The 19,108-nt window shown below is 48.6% G+C and carries 13 protein-coding genes, 1 pseudogene and 1 riboswitch; of the genes and pseudogenes, 2 read left to right on the top strand and 12 right to left on the bottom strand.

Going from position 1 to position 19,108, the window contains the following annotated elements:
* Window positions 1–175: 175 nt before the first annotated feature.
* From DESPCE1_RS0103125 to argC, 4 genes are all read right to left on the bottom strand, one after another.
* Window positions 176–1,375, bottom strand: coding sequence for an aspartate aminotransferase family protein (locus tag DESPCE1_RS0103125; protein WP_014792585.1), 1,200 nt, complete (start codon window positions 1,373–1,375; stop codon window positions 176–178).
* Window positions 1,376–1,409: 34 nt separating this feature from the next.
* Entirely contained in the window at window positions 1,410–2,306 is an 897-nt protein-coding gene (gene argB, locus DESPCE1_RS0103120) for an acetylglutamate kinase (protein WP_028305439.1), read from the bottom strand.
* Between the two features lie 83 nt (window positions 2,307–2,389).
* Window positions 2,390–3,658: a bifunctional glutamate N-acetyltransferase/amino-acid acetyltransferase ArgJ gene (argJ, locus tag DESPCE1_RS0103115; protein WP_019849442.1), complete on the bottom strand. Its 1,269-nt coding sequence runs from the start codon at window positions 3,656–3,658 to the stop codon at window positions 2,390–2,392.
* 53 nt (window positions 3,659–3,711) lie between these two features.
* Window positions 3,712–4,767 (bottom strand): N-acetyl-gamma-glutamyl-phosphate reductase, encoded by a 1,056-nt coding sequence (gene argC / locus DESPCE1_RS0103110; protein ID WP_019849441.1) that lies wholly within the window; start codon window positions 4,765–4,767, stop codon window positions 3,712–3,714.
* 295 nt (window positions 4,768–5,062) lie between these two features.
* Between argC and DESPCE1_RS0103105 the strand changes: the two genes are divergently transcribed.
* Window positions 5,063–5,824 (top strand): threonine/serine exporter family protein, encoded by a 762-nt coding sequence (locus tag DESPCE1_RS0103105; RefSeq protein ID WP_019849440.1) that lies wholly within the window; start codon window positions 5,063–5,065, stop codon window positions 5,822–5,824.
* A gap of 58 nt (window positions 5,825–5,882) precedes the next feature.
* On the top strand, window positions 5,883–6,341 hold the full coding sequence (locus tag DESPCE1_RS0103100; RefSeq protein ID WP_014792580.1) for a threonine/serine exporter family protein: 459 nt from the start codon (window positions 5,883–5,885) through the stop codon (window positions 6,339–6,341).
* Between the two features lie 132 nt (window positions 6,342–6,473).
* On the opposite strand, the pseudogene DESPCE1_RS21700 reads toward DESPCE1_RS0103100, so the two are convergent.
* The 8 genes and pseudogenes from DESPCE1_RS21700 to rocF form a co-directional block, all read right to left on the bottom strand.
* Window positions 6,474–8,766 (bottom strand): annotated as a pseudogene (locus DESPCE1_RS21700) (cation-translocating P-type ATPase).
* A 108-nt stretch (window positions 8,767–8,874) separates the two neighbouring features.
* A riboswitch (NiCo riboswitch) is annotated at window positions 8,875–8,971 on the bottom strand.
* Window positions 8,972–9,121: 150 nt separating this feature from the next.
* The gene (locus tag DESPCE1_RS0103090) at window positions 9,122–10,759 is read right to left on the bottom strand and encodes a hypothetical protein (protein WP_019849439.1); all 1,638 of its coding nucleotides are present in this window, start codon (window positions 10,757–10,759) and stop codon (window positions 9,122–9,124) included.
* A 167-nt stretch (window positions 10,760–10,926) separates the two neighbouring features.
* Window positions 10,927–14,421: an SbcC/MukB-like Walker B domain-containing protein gene (locus DESPCE1_RS0103085; RefSeq protein WP_019849438.1), complete on the bottom strand. Its 3,495-nt coding sequence runs from the start codon at window positions 14,419–14,421 to the stop codon at window positions 10,927–10,929.
* Window positions 14,408–15,637, bottom strand: coding sequence for an exonuclease SbcCD subunit D (locus DESPCE1_RS0103080; RefSeq protein ID WP_019849437.1), 1,230 nt, complete (start codon window positions 15,635–15,637; stop codon window positions 14,408–14,410). Before DESPCE1_RS0103080 ends, DESPCE1_RS0103085 begins: the two co-directional genes overlap by 14 nt.
* A 146-nt stretch (window positions 15,638–15,783) precedes the next feature.
* On the bottom strand, window positions 15,784–16,959 hold the full coding sequence (locus tag DESPCE1_RS0103075; protein WP_019849436.1) for a M20 family metallopeptidase: 1,176 nt from the start codon (window positions 16,957–16,959) through the stop codon (window positions 15,784–15,786).
* Between the two features lie 18 nt (window positions 16,960–16,977).
* The gene (locus DESPCE1_RS0103070; RefSeq protein WP_019849435.1) at window positions 16,978–17,454 is read right to left on the bottom strand and encodes a hypothetical protein; all 477 of its coding nucleotides are present in this window, start codon (window positions 17,452–17,454) and stop codon (window positions 16,978–16,980) included.
* A complete protein-coding gene (locus DESPCE1_RS0103065; protein WP_014792574.1) occupies window positions 17,438–17,986 on the bottom strand; it encodes an RNA polymerase sigma factor in 549 nt (182 codons plus the stop codon). Before DESPCE1_RS0103065 ends, DESPCE1_RS0103070 begins: the two co-directional genes overlap by 17 nt.
* Before the next feature lie 141 nt (window positions 17,987–18,127).
* On the bottom strand, window positions 18,128–19,033 hold the full coding sequence (gene rocF / locus DESPCE1_RS0103060) for an arginase (protein WP_014792573.1): 906 nt from the start codon (window positions 19,031–19,033) through the stop codon (window positions 18,128–18,130).
* Window positions 19,034–19,108 lie beyond the last annotated feature (75 nt).

The raw sequence follows: 19,108 nt of genomic DNA, 5'->3' as shown, positions 1-19,108 counted from the left end.
TTTAAAGATTCGCTAAATATTGAAGGAATGGCAAAAGGAGATGAAACCCAAAAGGAGAGTCCTCTCTTACTACCCTACAGGGGTAGTAAGAGAGGACTCTCCTTTTACTATAATCTTATTCGAGTTAATCTTTTGGATTTAGAAGGAAGTAAAAGAACCATCCCCTTGCCTCACTTTACCAACACTCAGCAAAAACCTGATCGAGAATGGTGATGGCCCCATCTATTTCTTGATAAGAAACATTGAGAGGGGGTAAAAATCTTAGGGCTTTTCCTCCCACAAAATTAATCAGCAGGCCTTTTTCTCTGGCTCCTTCCACAATCTCCGCTCCTGAGCGGTCAAGAGGCCAGCCAAGGATAAAGCCCTGTCCTCGGATCTCTGTGCCGGTTTGGTATTTGTCTGCCAGCTTTTGCAGCTTCAGCTTAAAATACTGTGCCCGTTTTAGAACATCTTCCAGGAATCCTTCCTCGGTGATCACATCCATTACAGCACAGCCTACGGCTGTAGCCAGGGGGTTCCCCCCGAAGGTTGAGGCATGATCTCCGGGCTTAAAGGTGGAGGCAACTTCTTCCTTAGTCAGCATGGCCCCGATGGGCACCCCGCCCCCCAAGGCTTTAGCTAAGGTCATAATATCCGGGGCCACATTGCTCCATTCATAGGCAAAAAGCTTGCCGGTTCTCCCTAAGCCCACTTGAACTTCATCAAAGATAAGAAGTGCCCCGTAATCATCGCAAAGCTTGCGGGCTTTTGCTAAGAATTCCACCTCTAAGGGAAATACCCCGCCTTCCCCCTGAATAGGCTCCAGCATTACGGCTGCCACCTTAGGGCTCATTTTCTCTTCCAGCTGCGCCAGGTCATTGATGGGCACATAAGTGAATCCTTCCGGCAAAGGTGCATACCCTTCTTGGTATTTGGTCTGCCCGGTAGCCGTCAATGTGGCTAAAGTCCGACCATGGAAGGAGTTGACCAGAGTCAGGATTTCATATTTATCCTCGCTATAATGCTCTTTGGCGTATTTTCGAGCTAATTTTATGGCTGCTTCATTGGCTTCGGCGCCGCTGTTGCAGAAAAAAATCTTGTCGGCAAAGGAGTGTTCCACTAATTTTTCCGCCAGGGCGATTTGATTAGGAATCCAATAGAGGTTGGAGGTATGCACTATCTCCTCAGCCTGCTTTTGAATGGCCTCCACCACCGCCGGATGGCTATGACCCAGCGAGCTGACCGCTAAGCCTGTGACAAAGTCCAAATACTGCTTACCTTCAATATCCCAAACGATAGAGCCCTTCCCCTTGACAATGGCCATGGGCAGACGGCCATAGGTATTCATCACTACCTCTTGACCCCGTTGAATCATGGCATGGGTCTTTTCGAACATATTTTACCTCCCCCTTCTAAAAAGTCCTTTGATCTCAAGAATTAAACATCGTTCCAATTCCGCCATCCGTAAAGAGTTCTAAAAGAATAGCGTGAGGGATTCGTCCATCGAGGATATGAACACTTCCCACCCCCCCTTGCAGGGCTGCCCGGGCACATTCTACTTTGGGAATCATTCCTCCGCTAATCACACCCAAATCAATCAGCCCCGAGATCTCATCTTTCTTGATCACGGAAAGCAGGGAATCTTTATTCTCCATATCCCTAAGAACCCCTGGCACATCGGTGAGTAGAAGAAATCTATCGGCTTTCAAGGCTTTGGCAATTTCCCCGGCGGCTGTATCGGCGTTGATATTATAGGATTCCCCATCCTCACCGCCGGCCACCGGTGAGATAACAGGAATATAGCCTTGTTCCACGAGAGAGGTAACTATTTCCGGACGAACCTGCTCGATCTCTCCTACAAAGCCCAAATCCACATCCTCCAATTCCCCTTGGAAATTCTGAAACTTCATGGGCTTCTTAACTGCTTGGAGTAACTGAGCATCTTTTCCTGATAATCCTACAGCTTTGCCGCCGAAACGGTTGAGCAAGGAAATGATTTCTGTGTTGAGCTTTCCCACCAAGACCATGGAGGCGATTTCCATAGTTTCTTTATCGGTGACCCTCAGCCCTCGCACAAAATGGCTTTCTTTTCCGACTCTGGTCAACATTGAATTGATCTCAGGACCCCCCCCATGGACTACTACCGGACGAATCCCGACGGAGTGCAGAAGCAGAATATCCAGCATGACTTTTTCCTTGAGGTCCTGCTCAAGCATAGCATGACCGCCATATTTAATGACCATTGTTTTGCCGGCAAATTTCTGAATATAAGGCAGTGCCTCAATGAGCACTCTGGCTTTATCCAGGCCTTTATCTAGAGGAGTCATCTCCATATCCCCTTTCTTGAGGTCGGAAGGTAGAGGCCGGAGAGCAAAAACCCCCTCTTTGAAACCCCGGCCCCGGCCTTCATTCAAGTCCGATAATCTCCATTAATGGTGACATAATCATGGGTCAGGTCACACCCCCAGGCCGTGGCCTGGGCTTGCCCTTCTTGAAGCAGAAGCTTGATGGTCACATCCTTCTTGATGAGGACCTTCTTGGCTTCCTCTTCGGAGAAATTAACTCCCTGACCTTCCTTGGCTACTAAGACATGACCCATATAGATCTCTACTTGATCGGGATCGAACTCCGCTCCGGAATACCCTGCGGCGGCAAGGATTCTTCCCCAGTTGGCATCCTCGCCATAGAGAGCTGTCTTGACCAAACTGGAGCCGCAAATGCTTTTAGCGATCTTACGGGCATCCTCCACTGTAGCTGCCCCAAAAGCCTGGACTTCCAGAAATTTGGTCGCTCCTTCCCCATCCCGGGCGATGTCCTGAGCCAGCTTCTTGCATACGGCCAAAAACATCCGGCGAAACTCCGCCCACTCTCCGGAATTTAAGGTGATCCCCGACTTTCCGTTGGCAAGAACCAATACCATATCGTTGGTGCTGGTATCCCCATCCACTGTCACCATATTAAAACTTTCTTCTACCGCTTCACTTAAGAGTTCCTGCAGATCGGGGGCAGGAATTGTGGCATCCGTGGTGATAAAGCCCAGCATAGTACCCATATTGGGATGGATCATTCCGGAGCCTTTAGCCATAGCTCCCAGGCGGACTTTTCCATTCTCTGTGAGCAATTCACAAGCTGCCTCTTTAACTACGGTGTCGGTGGTCATAATGGCCAACGCTGCCTGATGGGAATTCTGCAGCACTTCCTCTAGGGAGATTTTCTTTGAGATCTCCAGAGAAGCCGCCCCGATCCCTTTGGTAACACGCTCTACAGGCAATTCCACACCGATGACCCCGGTGGAAGCCACAAGCACATCTTCGGCGGCAATTCCCAGTACTTCTGCAGTCTTCACAGCCATAGCCCAGGCGGCCTCATCTCCCGGTTTTCCCACACAGGCATTGGCGTTACCGCTGTTAGCCACCATAGCCTGAGCCACGCCATTCTCCAAATGTTTCTTGGTCAGAAGCAAGGGATGAGCTTTCACCTTATTGCGGGTAAACACTCCCGCAGCTTGAGCCGGCACCTCGGAATAAACCAAGGCCACATCGTATTTATCCGGATATTTAACCCCCGCCTTGACTCCCGCTGCCCGGAATCCCTGAGGAGCGGCAATCCCTCCCTGAATCCAGGACCACTTGGGTTGGGATTCGCATATGCTTTCTGTACTTTGAGTTGTTTTATCCATTTAACTCACTACCTTTATTATTTAATAGGTCCAAACTGAATGAATGAACTTATTTATGGCCAAAGTCCTCTCATTTTAAGCCCCATATCCTCCGGCAGTCCACAGATCAGATTCATATTTTGAATGGCCTGCCCAGAGGCTCCTTTGACCAAATTATCCAGTGCGGAGATCAGGATAGCCCGCCCGGTCCGTGAATCCACTTTAAGCTGGAGAAAACTGTGATTGCTTCCTGAAGCGAATTTTGTTTGTGGCCAGATTCCCTCCGGAAGAATATGCACAAACTCCTCTCCCTCATACTGCTCCTGCCAGCAGGCTTTAAGGTCGGCCTCTGTGACGCCGGGTGTAACCTGGGCATAGATGGTGGCAAGGATTCCCCGAATCATAGGCACAAGATGAGGGGTAAAATTAACCAGGAGTTCTGACCCTGCTGCCTCCGTTAATTGCTGCTCAATCTCCGGTGTGTGGCGATGGCTGGCTACTCCGTAGGCTTTAAAATTCTCATTGACTTCACTGAAATGGTTTCCCAAAGTAACACCACGTCCCGCTCCGGAAACTCCGGATTTGGCATCGATAATCAGCCCATCTTTCTGCAGCAGCCCTTTTTGGAGTAGTGGAGCCAAAGCTAAGAGGGTGGCTGTGGGATAGCAGCCGGGGTTGGCTATGAGGGCTTTTCCCACAATTTTATCCCGATACAATTCCGGAAGACCATAGACTGCTCCAGGAATCAGCTCTTTAGCAGGATGCTTTGCTTTATACCAATTTTCATAAACTGTTGCATCCTTGAGGCGAAAATCTGCTCCCAAATCGATGACTTTAATGCCTCGGTTCAGCCATTGGGCAGTTCGGTCTGCTGTAAGTCCATGAGGAAGGGCGCAGAACAAAACGTCCAAGTCCGGCACCTGCTCATTATCCAGCTTCCCTGTTCCTAACCCTGACCCCATACCTTGACTAGACCTTAACCCTGAAAACTGTGGGAACATTTCCTCATAGACTGCTCCGCTATTACTGGAGGAGCCTAAGTATGCTAATTCTATTTCAGGGTGATTTTGGAGTAAACGCGCCAGCTCTTGACCTGTATACCCTGTGGCTCCGATAATTCCTACTTTCACACCGATACCTCCTCATTATCATTTTAATAATTATACATTTATATGTATAATGATTCAATTACTTTTTTAAATATTTTATTTTCTTTTTAGGCACTCTTTTACCACTTACGCTCACCTTCACTAAGTTGTTCATTTTTATACTTACTGATTAATCACTATTCTATTTTGTAGGTTCTCCTGAATTTGTGCTATCATTGTATGGAATAAATTCCTTAATCCAAAGTGTATGGAATTCATAGAGCAGCTAATCCATGGTTCAACATGAATTCGCCGCTTCTACATAGGAGGAAATCAAGTGAACTCAACCATTGGGGAAATCATGGAGGTCTGCCTTCTGGCCGGTAAAATCATGCTGCAAAGCGGGGCGGAGATCTATCGGATCGAAGATACGATGAACCGTATTGCCCGCACTTGTGCGGTTCCTGAAGCTCATAGCTATGTTACACCCACAGGAATTTTCTTATCCCTTCAGGGCCAGGAGAGGGATCAGGAGCAGACTAAGTTTCTGAGAATCTATGAGCGTCAAATTGATTTGAATAAAATCGTCAGTGTCAATGAAATCTCCCGCAAATTAAGCGAGAAGGAGCTTACCATTCAGCAGGCCTATGACGCTCTTTTAACTATCGAAAAATCCGGCTTTCTTTACCCCTTCTGGCTGCAGCTCATCGCGGCGGCTCTGGCCAGCGGCTTTTTCAGTCTGGCCTTCGGAGGAACCATGATTGACTTCTTGCCCTCGGTGGCGGCTGGTGGATTGGGGTTTTTACTCTATGCCAAATCCAATCGCCGCATTGCAGTAAAGTTCTTCTCCGAAATCTTTGCTGCCTTTACCATCGGCTTTATTGCTTATTTTTTCTATTATCTCGGTATTGATATTCAGATCGACAAAGTCATTATTGGATCGGTCATGCCTTTAGTGCCCGGTGTGATCATCACGAATGCTGTCCGTGATCTGATGGCCGGGGACCTTGTCGCAGGACTTGCCCGTGGAACTGAAGCTTTCTTAACAGCCTTTGCCATCGGTACTGGAGTAGCGGTGGTTTTAGCTGTGCTAATGTAGGAAAATGGGGGACAATAAGCCTGTCCCTTTTACCTTGTTATAGGAAGGAGTCGCATTGATGAATTGGACCGCACTTTATGCAAGTTTTTTTGCCACCATGGCTTTTGGAGTATTGTTTAATGTTCCTCGTAAAAGTCTCCTCACCGGCGGCCTCGTGGGGATGCTGGGCTGGGCTATCTTTGTAACCCTTACGGTGAATATGAAAATAAATATCATCACCGCCACTTTGTTTGCCGCCTTCAGTGTCGCTACCGTCAGTCAAATCCTTGCGCGACGGTACAAAATGCCGGTTACGGTCTTTAGCATCTCCGGCATCATTCCTCTGGTTCCCGGAGGGATGGCCTATGATACCATCCGGCAATTTATTGAAAACAATTATACGGAAGGAGTCCGTTTAGGCACCATCACCCTTCTCATCGCCGGCTCCATTGCCTTTGGGTTGATTTTCTCCGGTGTTATTACGGAAACCTTCAGTCGAAAAAGGGTATATCCTAAGCCGAATCTGCCTGGCCGGTGACCAGGAGCATCAGCCTATAATAAAAAAGGCATAATTCCCCTTTAGGAGAAATTATGCCTTTTCTTGTTGCCGGAGAGGGCAGGATTCAAACCTGCATGAGTGATTTCGAATCATCCTTTGGTATAACCTGACTTAAGTCGGCTGAGCTCCTTCTGTATTATGGGGAATATTCCCCCGTTTGGTTAGTTTGCTCACCAGCTTTACCAGCTCGTACCACAGCACCGACACAGCGGCCAGACCCAAAGCAGTCAGCAGCGAGGGCATGGGCAGCGCAACAAGCTTTAAAATACCGGAGAGCGGCGTGTACAGGATAAGGCCCAGCAACACCAGTGTGCCGATGTTGACCGCCCACATCACTCCGTCTTTGGCAAGGCGGCGGAGAGACTGGAATGCGAAGTCGTGGTCAGAGCTGTTAACCTGTACCAAGAACAAATTCGCCAGCATGACAATGGCAAGCCCCATGGAGCGGGCCGCGGGAGCATTGTCGGGGTTGCCCGCCAGCACCGTGAGATATGCACCAAATGAGGCTGCGAACACGGCCAAGCCTTGCAGTACGCTTTTGCCCAGCAAACCGCCGGTGAGCAGCTTGGCTTTCGGGTCGCGGGGGCGGCGTTCCATGATATCGGTTTCGGCAGGCTGGCGCTCCAGTACGATGGAGCAGGTGGGATCAATGAGAACTTCCAGCAGTACCACATGGAACGGCAGGAGTAATAGCGCAGCAGGGGCGATACCGAGGAATGGGGCCAGTAGGGATGCGAGGGCAATCGGAATATGGATGGTAAAGACGTAACCCACCGCTTTGCGGATATTGTCATAGATGCGGCGCCCGTCCTTCACGGTCTCTACAATAGTGGTGAAGTTATCGTCAAGCAGGATAAGGTCGGCGGCCTCGCGGCTCACTTGGCTGCCCCGCTTGCCCATGGCGATACCAATATCGGCGTGCTTGAGGGCGGGCGCATCGTTGACGCCGTCGCCGGTCATGGCCACGATTTCACCGTTTTCCTTGAATGCCTTGACGATACGCATTTTGTGTTCTGGCACAACGCGGGAGAAGATGGAAGAAGTCTTGACGGCCTCCCGCAGCTCCTCGTCGCTCATGGCGTTAAGCCTATCGCCGGTGATGATGTCGTCGCCGTGAGGCCAACCGATTTTTTAGCGATAGCCGAGGCGGTGATACCGTTGTCCCCAGTAATCATTACTACACGGATGCCTGCCCGGTTACAGACGGCGATGTCCTCCTTCACTCCCTCACGCGGCGGATCAGCAAGGCCCACCAGCCCCAGCAGGGTCAGGCGGCAGTCGGTAATGGAAGCCGGAATCGCTGCTTCGCCAGCCAGCTTGGCCGTAGCGATGGCGATAACTCTCAGGCCCTGGCCGGAAAGCTCCAGATTTCTGCGTTCCGCCTCCCCACGCTGTTCATCGGTCAGATCGCAAACAGTAAAGATGCGCTCAGGACTGCCCTTGGCGGCAATCAGGATTTCGCCGTCATGTCGCCAGACATGACCCATCATTTTCAGTTCGTTGGTAAAGGCATACTCTGTAAGAAAGCCGCTTTCTTCAAAGAGGTGCTCCCGGGATATACCGTGAGCCTCGCAATAGGCAAGCATCGCCTTCTCCATGGGATCATAGGTATCGGTCTCGCAGCCCAGTCCCATGATCTCCACCAGATTCTGTTCGTCTCCGAAAGCGACCCAAATATCCTGAACGGTCATCTGGTTCATAGTAATGGTACCGGTCTTATCCACACATAGTACCGATACCACGCCCAGCGTCTCCACGCTGGGGAGCTTGCGCACAAGGGAATGCTTTTTTGCCAATTTTACCGTATTCCGTGGATGCGCCAATCTTTTCCACCCGCACAATGGCCGTGCCCTGGATGACCAGAGTGCCGGCGTAGCAGTAGTCTTTCCTCCAGTAATCGACTGAAGGTTCCGCATTTTCCCCCGTCACTTTCCACACACCCTCGGCCTCGCCGGTGAGGGAAGATTCATCCACGCACAGGTCGGCACATTTGACCACCACGCCGTCTGCAGGAATCTTCACCCCTTCGCAAATCATCATGAGATCCCCGGGAACGAGGTCGGCGCTGACAACGGTCTGTTCCTTTCCGTCCCGGATGACCGTAACATGCGGTGCGGATAGTTCTTTCATGGCGTTCAGTGTTTTGTCAGTTTTCCATTCCTGAATCACGTTGATGCTGATCATGCCCACCACGAAGATAAGCATGATCATGCCGTCCCTTGGCTCGCCCAGCACAAAGTAGATGGCTGCCGCCACCAGCAGCAGCAAAAACATCGATATGAAGCGTCTTTCTGAGAAAGCTCTCCTTCCTTGGTGGGGTAAACTCGTTTTTACCGAATTGCTCCTGAAGCTCCTTGGCTTTGTCGGCGGTGAGTCCCGCCATACTTATGAGCCTGTTTGTCATAAAAGAATCCTCCATTTCGCCTTTCGACGTGTAAGATTTCTCTTATGGCACTCCATCTTCAAAAGTTGGTTGTTCCATCAGGGTATAAAAAAACACCTGCGGAACAACTACTGTCCCACAGATGTATCGATAATCCATCTGCTGCCGCTCGTTAAAGCAGCCCGGCCCCACGCCAAAAAGGCATCGCCTGCTCAGTTTGTACTGTTGATTTCTCATTCCATCCCGGAATGTAATGCAGTGCAAAGAGATTGTATTTCATTATATGGAACCATAGATTTTTTGTCAATAAGTACTTTGTTAACTGTCAAGAATCTATGAGTTTCACACTAACTGGTCTGTGAAGTAAAACGAGATACTACTGTAGCCGTACCGATTCGATCAGGAGGGAGCCTGCGGGGGTATCTTCAAACAATAGATCTAAGGATTTAACTTCAGCGAGATTTACACCCTCAAAAGAGGATAGGGGGAGTATCAGGCTTGCCAGCGGTGTCTTAACCGACCAAAAGTAAATTTTCTCTTCAAAAACCGGTGTGAAATCAAGCTCCCCTTGTGCTCTCATAAGTGTCTGTAATTGATCGGGTAGATTTACTCTGGCCTTATTGCCCTGAGCGTCGGTGATGCGTACGGCAAAGCGCTGATATTCCTGATGTCTATTCTTTTCATCCGCGGCATCAACCACAAGATCGAGAGCCAATGCGGCATATTCCTTCCAGTCCGTCACTGATGGGGCTAGTTGAAAAACCCCGGGAGCGTCCGCCCAACCCAGCTTCAAAAGCTGTCGGGATTGCTGCGCTCCCTCTCCGAAGGTGATGGTGTCCACCAATAGCTCGTCTTGCTTAAAATACCAGGCATCTTTCTTTGTTTCTGCCTGAAGGTTTTCTGTGGTATAGCCGGCTGTATCCCCAGCCGCCAACAACACCCTGCTCTGAGCGTTTCTGTAGAGCACCGAGGCCTTCCTGCCGAACATTGTCTCGGGCTGAGCTTTATCAGGAGGTAAAAGTGATGCCTCCTTTTTCAGGGTGAGGTAAAAGAAATCTGCCGCAAATGCTTGTAAGAACGCTTCCTGCTCCTCTCGAGCCAGCTGATCCGAGAGATCCATGGTTGAAGCCAGCATCCCCCCATCATTACGCTGAATGTTGCTGTTAAAATAATTATGATTGGCTCCCTTGAGATAGACCGCCAGGTGCTCTCCTTGTGTCTTCTCACCCAGTACGTCGTACAGAGCAAAACCGTCCAGTCCAATCACATCTCCATCGTACTCGGGAATAATCAGAGCGACTTGGGCGTCCGGCCAGGTACGGTCGGCAAACAGGAAGGTCGGTGCAATGCAGAGCAGTGCGCGGGCCGGCGTTCCTTCGTTTTGCATATCCTCGGCAATGTCAAAAATAGTTTCTCCACCTCGGGAGTGTCCGATTAAGCCAATCTTGCCAAAGTCAATTTTTCCAGCAAGCTCCACAGGATAGCCCTTTGGCTCACCCTTTTCTGCCTGCATCAAACTCTTTAAATGCTCCGCCGCCAGATATTGGGATTTTTCGCGATCATCATTATCACCATATTTCCAGGTATAAGCTTTGCTCATATCCATGGATACCACTACAAAACCCTGTTCGGCCAGGGCCTCAACCAAATAGCGATAACCTGTGTCAAAGCGAAGGTTTTCGTTATCATTTGAATGAGAGCCGTGGGTAATGAGCACCAGAGGGAAGGGTCCCGAGCCCTCAGGAACACCGATTATACCATTGAGGTGATAAGGCATCTTTTTGCCTGCAGGGGATACATAGGTGCCTGTGCCAACATCAAACTCCTGTACAGTATAGGGGTATTGCGATGTCGCAAGGCTATTCATATGAACCCTTTCCAGATTGACTACTGTTTGCGTAGGATTAACCTTATGGTCGGGTTGGGCATTGCCGCCGGAAGCCGTCGTGCTGATGCCGCATCCGCTCATTAAAAGGGCTGCGCAGAGAGCAAAAATACTCAGCTTATTTTTCATGCTATCCCCCATTTCATTAATACAAGAGTACCCCCTTTCTTTAGACGTGTCAAAGTAAGCATTCCTTTCGCTACTCAGGCTTTTTCTTGTTGTTCCGCCTTTTCACGTCCATGTTTTTTACTGTTTACCTCTCATTGGGGGCCTATGGCCGCATGATATTATTCTATTCAACTGACTTCGATGGCAACCTTGCTCCCTCCCATCCCGGCTTGGGCCGGGGTAACCATGAGCTTAACCGGCACTCTGTTCTTAATCGATTCCACATGGCTGATGATGCCCACGGATAACCGGTCATGATGGAGCCTTTCCAAAGAATCCATCACCACCTCCAGGAGGTTGTCATCCAGGGTTCCGAAGCCCTCATCCAGGAAGAATAACTCCAGGGGTGCCGTTCCCTTGAGCTGGATTTGTGCGGATAGGGCCAGGGCCAGGGATAAGGAGGCCAGAAAGGTCTCCCCTCCGGATAAGGTACTGGCATCCCGTTGAGCTCCGCCGTTCTTATAATCCCGGATCAGGAATTTTCCGTTTGGATCCACTTCCAGGCCATAGTTTCCTCCGGTAATATCCTTGAGTCGCTTACCGGCTTCAATGGAGACGTATTTCAGCTGGTGGGCCGCTACAAATTCAACGAATCGCTTCCCTCTGAATAATTTCTCCAGATCCCGCAAAAGGCCCAGTTGACGTTCCAGCTCTGCTTGAGTCTTGAGGAGGTCTTTTTTCTTGACCAAATTCTCCTTCATGGTTTTTACATGGGTTTCGATCGTAATCTTACTTTCCTCCAGTGCTTTGAAGAGGGTATCTTTTTCTTCCCTGGCCCTTTGAATCTGCTCCCATTGTTCGGCGCTCAAGCTTCTGACCCCAAGTTTCGTCTGCAAGTTCCCGATAGCCCCAAGGAGCTGTATTAAGGAATCCTGGTAGTCCTTGACCTTCCTTTTGAGTTTCTCGATCTCAGTTTTATCCAACAGATGGCTCTTCGCTTCCTCACTATCCTTGATCTGCTCCTCCTGCAAAACCTTATCCAGGGACTCCTTATCTTTTTGGCCTCTTTCCATCAAGCCTTGCCGGCTGTTGTGAGCCGATTGCAGGCGGATATAACACTCATTGTACTGCTTTTCCATCTCGTTTTTCCTTGTTTCCGCCTGGGTGTAGGCTTGTTCAATCCGGGTTATTTTTTCTGTGATCTCCTTTTGATAGGCCTCTAAATTCTCGATCTCACCCACTTTGGCTTTTATGGCAGTCTGCTTATCCTGGATAAAGCTCTCTTTCTCTTTGAGTGTCCCCAGGCTTTCCTTCAAGGATTCTTTGAGGGCGGACAGTTCTGTGCTGAGACATTCTTTCCTGGCTTGAGCTTTTTTTAAAGTTTCTCTTAATACTTTAAGCTCACTCTCCAGTCCGGCCTTCTCCTTTTCCTTTACGGTGATCTCCTGATGCTCATGCTTAACGTCCTGAATACCCAGCTCAGCCTTAAGGGCGGCCAGTTCCTGCTCATAAGCTTCAACTTTAGATTTTGCCAGCTCAAGGTTCTTCTCCCGGCTCTCCAATTGGGCTGTCTTTTCTGTTTTAAGGGTGTTTTGTTCATTAAGTTTCATAGCCAACTGGTTTTTCTCTTGGGTCAGCCGGTTGATTTCTGCTTCCAGCTGGCCTTTTTGAGCCGTATATCCGGATATTCCTTCCCTTAATGCCTCAAATTCCTTCTGCATAGCATCAGGATCATAGGCCTTGTACTCTTCTCCCATGGCTGCAGCCTTTTCTCTCACATCTTTCAGGGTGTTCTCCAGGGTCTTGATCTGCTCCTGGGTCTTGATGATCTCCTGATACAAGGTTTGATCCTGATCTTTGCTTTCCCTTAAGGCAGCTTGGATCTCCTCGGTATTTAAAGTATCAAAAGTATTTATCGCCTCAAGCTGATGGTGGGTTGACCCGCACACCGGGCAAGCTTCTCCCTCAATCAAGGCAGAACGCAATGTATGGGCCAGGTTTTCCCTTTCCACTTTCTTAAGAGCGTTCTCCAGCTCGGTGATTTCCTGTACCAACTGAGCTTTTTTCTCTTGGGCGGTGCTCAGCTTGGGCAAGAGGTCCTGGATATCCTTTTCACCCTGACTGATCGCGGCAGAATACTCATGATGTTTAGCCCATTGGTCCTTAACCTGATTGAGCTTTTCCTGCAGGGCAACCAGGGTCTCCGAGTCTCCCGGGCAAGCTTCTATTAAATTCTGAAGGGTTAAAGTAACTCCTTGGAGTATCTCTGTCTTGGCATCCAGCTCTTGCGAACATTCCAGTCCCTTGTCCTGGGCCTCCTGAAGCTGTTCTTTGATGGTTTTGACCTCTTCCCCTAAGCTAATGACCTGTTGTCCGGCCTCTTCCCAGCGGCTGAGGGTGAGAAGGGCTTCATTGATCTTCCGCTTAAACTCCTGGCCGATCGTTAATGTTTCCGCCCTTTGCTCTTGATCCTGAATATCGGCATTGACCTTGGCAATAAACTCTTCACCTTTATTGATCCGGCCCTGTTTTTCTTCCCGCTCTTTTTCAAGCCGGCCAATATTCTCTTGAAGAGAGCCCTTTTCCTGGATGAGGTTCTCCAGTTTCTTTTTTTCCTCGATGGCGTCGGCTGCATTCTGTTCACGCAGCCTTAAAGCAGGGAGCTCTTTGTCTTTTTGAGTTCCCGCTTGTTCCAACTGGGTCTCAGCTTCTTTTTTCTTCAAGGCTAAAGCTGCAGTGTCCTTTTCCAATTGGGCCACTTGTTCCTGGGTTGTTGCGATTTTCCCCAAAGTATCTTCATATTGATCCAGATAAGGCTTAACCCGCAGGGACCGTTCACCAAGTGTTGCTTTGACTTCGCTTTCCTTCATCTCGGCTTCCGCTTTTTTAAGGTCAGCCTTTTGAGCTTCCTGCCGGTTCAATTCCCCTTGCAGCTCCCACACTTCTTTCCCATGGTTAAAGTCCTCTTCCGCCTTTTTTAATTCTTCCCGGGATTGGGCCAGTTGTTCCTTAAGGGAAGCTAATTCCTTGTTCTTCTCTTCAAGAAGCTCTTCACTGCACTCTTCATAGGATTTGAGCTGACCTTCCAGGATATTGGCTTTGTCCAGCTCTTGCCGGATTCTTGTAGCTAAGCGGGAGGACAGTTCATCGCCGTATTTTTGCAGATTAAACAGCCTCTCCAGCATCTCTCTCCGGTCTCTTCCCTCAAGCCTTAGAAATTCGCTGAACTTTCCCTGAGGCAGAACCACGGTCCGGGTGAAATCCTCCAGGGTCAAGCCGATGATTTCTTCGCTTCTTTTGGTAACTTCCCTGACCTGTTCCTCTAAAACTATCTCCCCTTCATCGGTTAAATGAAGGACTTTCGCTGAATGGGTACGCACATTGCCTGTCTTTTTATCTCTGCGGAACTCCCGATCCACCCGGTACTTTTGGGTATCCTTCTCGACAATCTGAAACTCATAGCTGACCTGCAAGGATTCGCAGTTGGTGTTCATATAATTGGTACTTCCCCGGGCTACTGCGCCATAAAGTGCCAGGGTGATCCCGTCCAGGATGGTGGATTTGCCGCTACCGGTGGGTCCGAAGATACCAAATAAGCCTTTGCTGGTGAGCCTTGAGAAATCAATTTCCTGGGTATCGATAAAGCTATTCAGCCCTTTGATCTTCAGCTTAATGGGTCTCATGGGTTTCTTCTCCTTCCTGTTCCTGGATAATGGATAACAGCAAATCCACAATCTCCTGTTGAGGTTCTACAGCCCTCTCTTTAAGATAAAATTCCTTGAAGATATCCTCAATTTTCTTATCAGCAAAGCTATCCAGAACAAATTCCTCATTTTCCCTTTCGGAAAGAATCGGTAAAATCTCCAGGATATCTTTCTTGGTGCTTCTCATGAGCTTGATCTCATCTTCCCTTATATAGCGGTCCGTATTGACTTCCAGGTACACCCAGCACTCCCTGTCTTTATTCTTTTCACATTCCTCCAGAGCCCACTCAATGCTTTCACACTTCCAGATTTCAATCGGCTTGTACACTTTAAAGTCGACCTCTTCGAGAGTGTACTCCTTTTGAGGCTTCAAATCCACAATGAAGCATTTCTTAGCAAAATGGATCTCTTTTTTATTGTAATGAATGGGAGAACCGGCATAGCGTGCTCTTTTGTCCGTTCCCTGGACGATTTGAGGCTTATGTATATGACCCAGGGCAATATATTGGGCTGCCTTGGGAAAGCAGCTGCCGTCAACAATAAAGCTTCCCCCCAATTGGATGCTTCGTTCTGAGCCTGACTCTTCGCTTCCCGTAGCAAAGAGATGGGACACCACAATATTAATCGTGTCTTCTCGAAATTTTTCACTAAGATTATCGAAGAGCAATTTAATTTTATCCCCATAGATTTTTAATCGTTCCTCTTCTTCATCCATGGCATCATAGAGGACTTCGTTGAGCCTTTTTTCACTGGGATAAGGTACAGTAAGTATTACGGCTTTTTCCCCGTTGATATCAACCTCTACAAAGCCTTCTCCCGAATCGATCACCTGATGTCTGCCATAGTCACCTTGGGCAACAATGGTCTTGGGTGTTCCCACCATAATAATCCCATGATCCCTGGCCAAAGGCCCTGCTGCCACCAAGCGTTCCGGGTTGTCATGATTACCGGCTATAACTAAAGTAAGCCGCTCACCATGAGCCGATAATTTTTTTAATGTGTCATAAAACATTTTCTCCGCTTTGGCCGGGGGGTTGGGACTATCATAAACATCTCCGGCGATGATAACTAAATCCACCTGTTTTTCCTCGACAATATCTATGAAATCCTTCAGGAAAAGCTCCTGCTCCTCCATCCGGCTCAAGCCCTCTAAATTCTTGCCTAAATGCCAATCTGAAGTATGTAGAATTCTCACGCTTCCCCATCCTTTCTCTTTGCTGAAACATCCGACTCTTAAAACCATTATAACGTATAGGCCGGACAAAATACTGACTAAAATCATGGTAAAAGAAAAAGCCGCTGCTTCAACCCAAAAGCAACGACTTTTTTCGCGGAGTGTTACTATTTCGCAGGGACCCGGGATTTCAATTCCCGCTTGGCACGACTTAACAGCTTGGGGACACTTAAGATATCCCAGCCGGTAAGGGCTAAGGCTTGAATAGCCAGTAAAAGCAGACGCTCTCCCGAAGCGGAAAGACAGGTCTGGGCAAAATCACGGGTATGAGGTATGTTCATGCCTCCCCCAAGAGTTAAGTAAGGATGGATAGCCGGGATAAGCCGGCTGACATTTCCCATATCCACAGAACCCATAGCGTATTGGGGAGGAGAGATATTGCGAACTCCCAATTCCCGCAGGTTATCTTCAAAAATTCCGGCTAAGGTGCGATTGGTCTGCATTTCATCGTAGGAGTTCTCAAACATGCTCCAGGTGACTTTGGCCGAGACCTGGGCTGCCGCATCCTGGGCACAGCGTATGACCTGTTTTCGAATGGTATTCAATACCTTCCTCTGGCGTGCCCGCAGATAAAATCTTGCTACCGCCCGTTCCGGTATCACATTAGGTGAGGTACCGCCTTCTGTGATAATTCCATTAATATAAGCATCGTGGGGGAGATTATCCTTTAACTGGTTTATCTTATTATAAAAATCAATCAGGGCGTCTAAGGCATTCACACCATAATAAGCAGCGGCTACGGCATGGGCAGGTCTTCCTATAAAAACAAATTCCAGAGCATCCAAGGCTAAAGAGGAGATGCTTGTAACATTCTGGCTGCCAGGATGAAACATAAGAGCTGCATCCACCCCTTGAAAGGCCCCTTTATTCACTAATATAACCTTTCCGCCGCTGGTTTCCTCGGCAGGACTTCCCACGACCCAGATCTCACCGGGCAATTCAAGACTTTTGCTTAAAGTGATGGCTGCTCCCACGCTGGCCGCCCCGATCAAATTATGCCCGCAGCCATGACCGATTCCCGGCAAAGCATCGTACTCGGCAAGAAAAGCAAGCCGTGGACCAGGCTTATAGCCCGAGAAGCGGGCGATAAATGCCGTCTCTAAACCGGCTGCCGGCTGTTCAACCTCAAATCCATGGCTTTTAAGCAGCTGGGTTAAGGTCTCCACCGCAAAATATTCTTGATACCCAAGCTCCGGATTCTCGCCAATTAGGCGTGCTGCTTCCCAAGCTTCTTTCCAGACGATACGGGCTTGATCTCTAAAGAACATCTTAAGGGCGTCCATTGATACAACTCCATCTCTTTAGGAATTCCCATTAAATACTTTTCTCTTCAGTTTATTATCTCGTATTCCTTCAAAGAGGACCCATGAAAACAAGATACCCATCACAGCTAAACCATACTGCTGCCATAGGAACTGATATCCTAGTTTTAGATTCGAGAGAATGGTGAGGGTATCGAAAAGCCAAACCCACCTATCCTGGAACCAGGCCAGAATGGGAATATTGGCGGTAAGCCACAGAACAAGCGTATTTAACCCGCCACCCAGCCAAGATCCCAAAAACCAATTGATGAGGAAGAGGCTTAAGGAAAGGACAAAAAACGCGCTTAAGAAAATAATCCCCCATTTTCTGCGTTGCATAGCTAAGCGCTTTTCCCGAAAATCCACCGGAGCAGCAAGAATCTGGTCCATAATCCTCATCCGCATTCCTTGTAAGGGCTCTTGAGCTATCGGCTTATCATGAAATACCGACTTGAGGATATCATCCATTTCCTTCATAGCCATTCCTCCTTTCCATGATTTGGCGAAGTTTCTCTTTGCCGCGATGGAGGTGAGTCTTTACTGAGCTGATCGGAATATTTAACACTGTGCTTATCTCTTCATAACTTAGCTCTTGTTGATAGCGCAGATAGAGAGCTTGCCGGTAATGCTCGGGCAATTCTTCCAGGATGGCTTGAACATCCAAGGCCTGCTCTTTGGCTAAATAAGCTTCCTCCGGTCCTACGTGATGATCCACCAGGTTTTCATCGATACTTAAAGGGATTTCCCGCTTTTTCTTGCGCATGAGATCGATGGCCTTATTTCTGGCAATAGCATAGAGCCATGCCCGAAAAGTGTAGGAGGATGAATAACGCCAAAGATTCCGATAAGCCGCTAAAAAAGCTTCTTGGGCACAGTCAAAAACTTCATCCTCAGTGCCCAGTATCCCACGCAAAAAATGAATTAAGGGTTCTTGATAACGCTGGACCAGCAATCCGTATTGCTCATGCCTTCCCTTGAGAACCTGCTGAATTAATTCAGCATCTTCCATAATGACGAGCAGCTCCTGTCTCTTCTTTCTACCTCTCATTATGTTTTACGTTTCAATACATAAAAAAGTTTCATTATTATCATTTTAAGCCGTATTCGCGGATTGTGCAATTGAACTTTCTTTAGATGGAATTTTGGTTGGTCATGGATAAATCTTCTGTCCAAAAGCTGAGCCGATGAGGCCCACGGCTAATTCCGCTGTCTTATTTTGTACATCCAGAATGGGGTTGACCTCCACTACATCCATACTCAGCAGGCATTGGCAATCGGCAACCATCTCCATGGCCAAATGAGCTTCCCGATAGGTTATGCCCCCCTGCACTGGGGTTCCAACACCAGGAGCTTCACTGGGATCCAGCACATCCAGATCAAAGCTGATATGGACTCCGTCAGTGCCTTGATTGGCAATCTCCAGCCCTTGACGAACCACTACTTCCATCCCCAAACGGTCAATATCGCTCATGGAAAACACCGTAATTTTGGATTGGCGGATCATATCCCGCTCTTCATCATCAAAGTCCCTGGCCCCGATGATCACAGTGTTCTCTTCCTTGATCTTCCGGTCAGCCCCACCAATGCGGACTAACTCCTCAACCCCAATACCATTGGCTACAGCTAAAGGCATTCCATGAATATTGCCGCTGGAAGTGGTATCCACGGAGTTATAATCGCCATGGGTGTCGAACCAAATAACCCCAAACTGCTTGCCGCTGGCAGCACACCCCGCTAAAGAACCTATTCCTAAGCTGTGATCTCCCCCGATGACTAAGGGAATCACTCCCTCCTTAATGGCTTGAGCCACCAGGGGATAGAGCTTTTCGTTGACTTCTGAAATCTCCGGGAGATATTTGAGCAGAGGATCTTTAATTTCCCGGGTCTCGGCGATAGGGACATCAATATTGCCCACATCCTCCACTTCCCAGCCCAACTTTTTTAAACGTTCATGGAGCCCTGCATAGCGAATGGCACTGGGTCCCATATCCACTCCTCTCCGATCCGCTCCTAAGTCGATAGGTACTCCAATGATGCGTACCTTTCTTCTTTCCATCGACAACCCCTTCTTTCATTTTAATTCTTCTATTAACTTTTCAAAGAAGAAGGTTTTATATACAGAAAAGCAGCA

The sequence above is a fragment of the Desulfitobacterium sp. PCE1 genome (assembly GCF_000384015.1).
GTDB lineage: Bacteria > Bacillota > Desulfitobacteriia > Desulfitobacteriales > Desulfitobacteriaceae > Desulfitobacterium > Desulfitobacterium dehalogenans.
This window is presented reverse-complemented; position numbering and strand designations above follow the sequence as displayed.

Excerpts from the sequence above, each read along its gene's own strand:
- DESPCE1_RS0103125 (WP_014792585.1), bottom strand. The coding sequence starts at position 1,375 with ATGTTCGAAAAGACCCATGCCATGATTCAACGGGGTCAAGAGGTAGTG.
- argB (WP_028305439.1), bottom strand. The coding sequence starts at position 2,306 with ATGACTCCTCTAGATAAAGGCCTGGATAAAGCCAGAGTGCTCATTGAG.
- argJ (WP_019849442.1), bottom strand. The coding sequence starts at position 3,658 with ATGGATAAAACAACTCAAAGTACAGAAAGCATATGCGAATCCCAACCC.
- DESPCE1_RS0103100 (WP_014792580.1), top strand. The coding sequence starts at position 5,883 with ATGAATTGGACCGCACTTTATGCAAGTTTTTTTGCCACCATGGCTTTT.
- DESPCE1_RS0103090 (WP_019849439.1), bottom strand. The coding sequence starts at position 10,759 with ATGAAAAATAAGCTGAGTATTTTTGCTCTCTGCGCAGCCCTTTTAATG.
- DESPCE1_RS0103085 (WP_019849438.1), bottom strand. The coding sequence starts at position 14,421 with ATGAGACCCATTAAGCTGAAGATCAAAGGGCTGAATAGCTTTATCGAT.
- DESPCE1_RS0103075 (WP_019849436.1), bottom strand. The coding sequence starts at position 16,959 with ATGGACGCCCTTAAGATGTTCTTTAGAGATCAAGCCCGTATCGTCTGG.
- DESPCE1_RS0103070 (WP_019849435.1), bottom strand. The coding sequence starts at position 17,454 with ATGAAGGAAATGGATGATATCCTCAAGTCGGTATTTCATGATAAGCCG.
- DESPCE1_RS0103065 (WP_014792574.1), bottom strand. The coding sequence starts at position 17,986 with ATGGAAGATGCTGAATTAATTCAGCAGGTTCTCAAGGGAAGGCATGAG.
- rocF (WP_014792573.1), bottom strand. The coding sequence starts at position 19,033 with ATGGAAAGAAGAAAGGTACGCATCATTGGAGTACCTATCGACTTAGGA.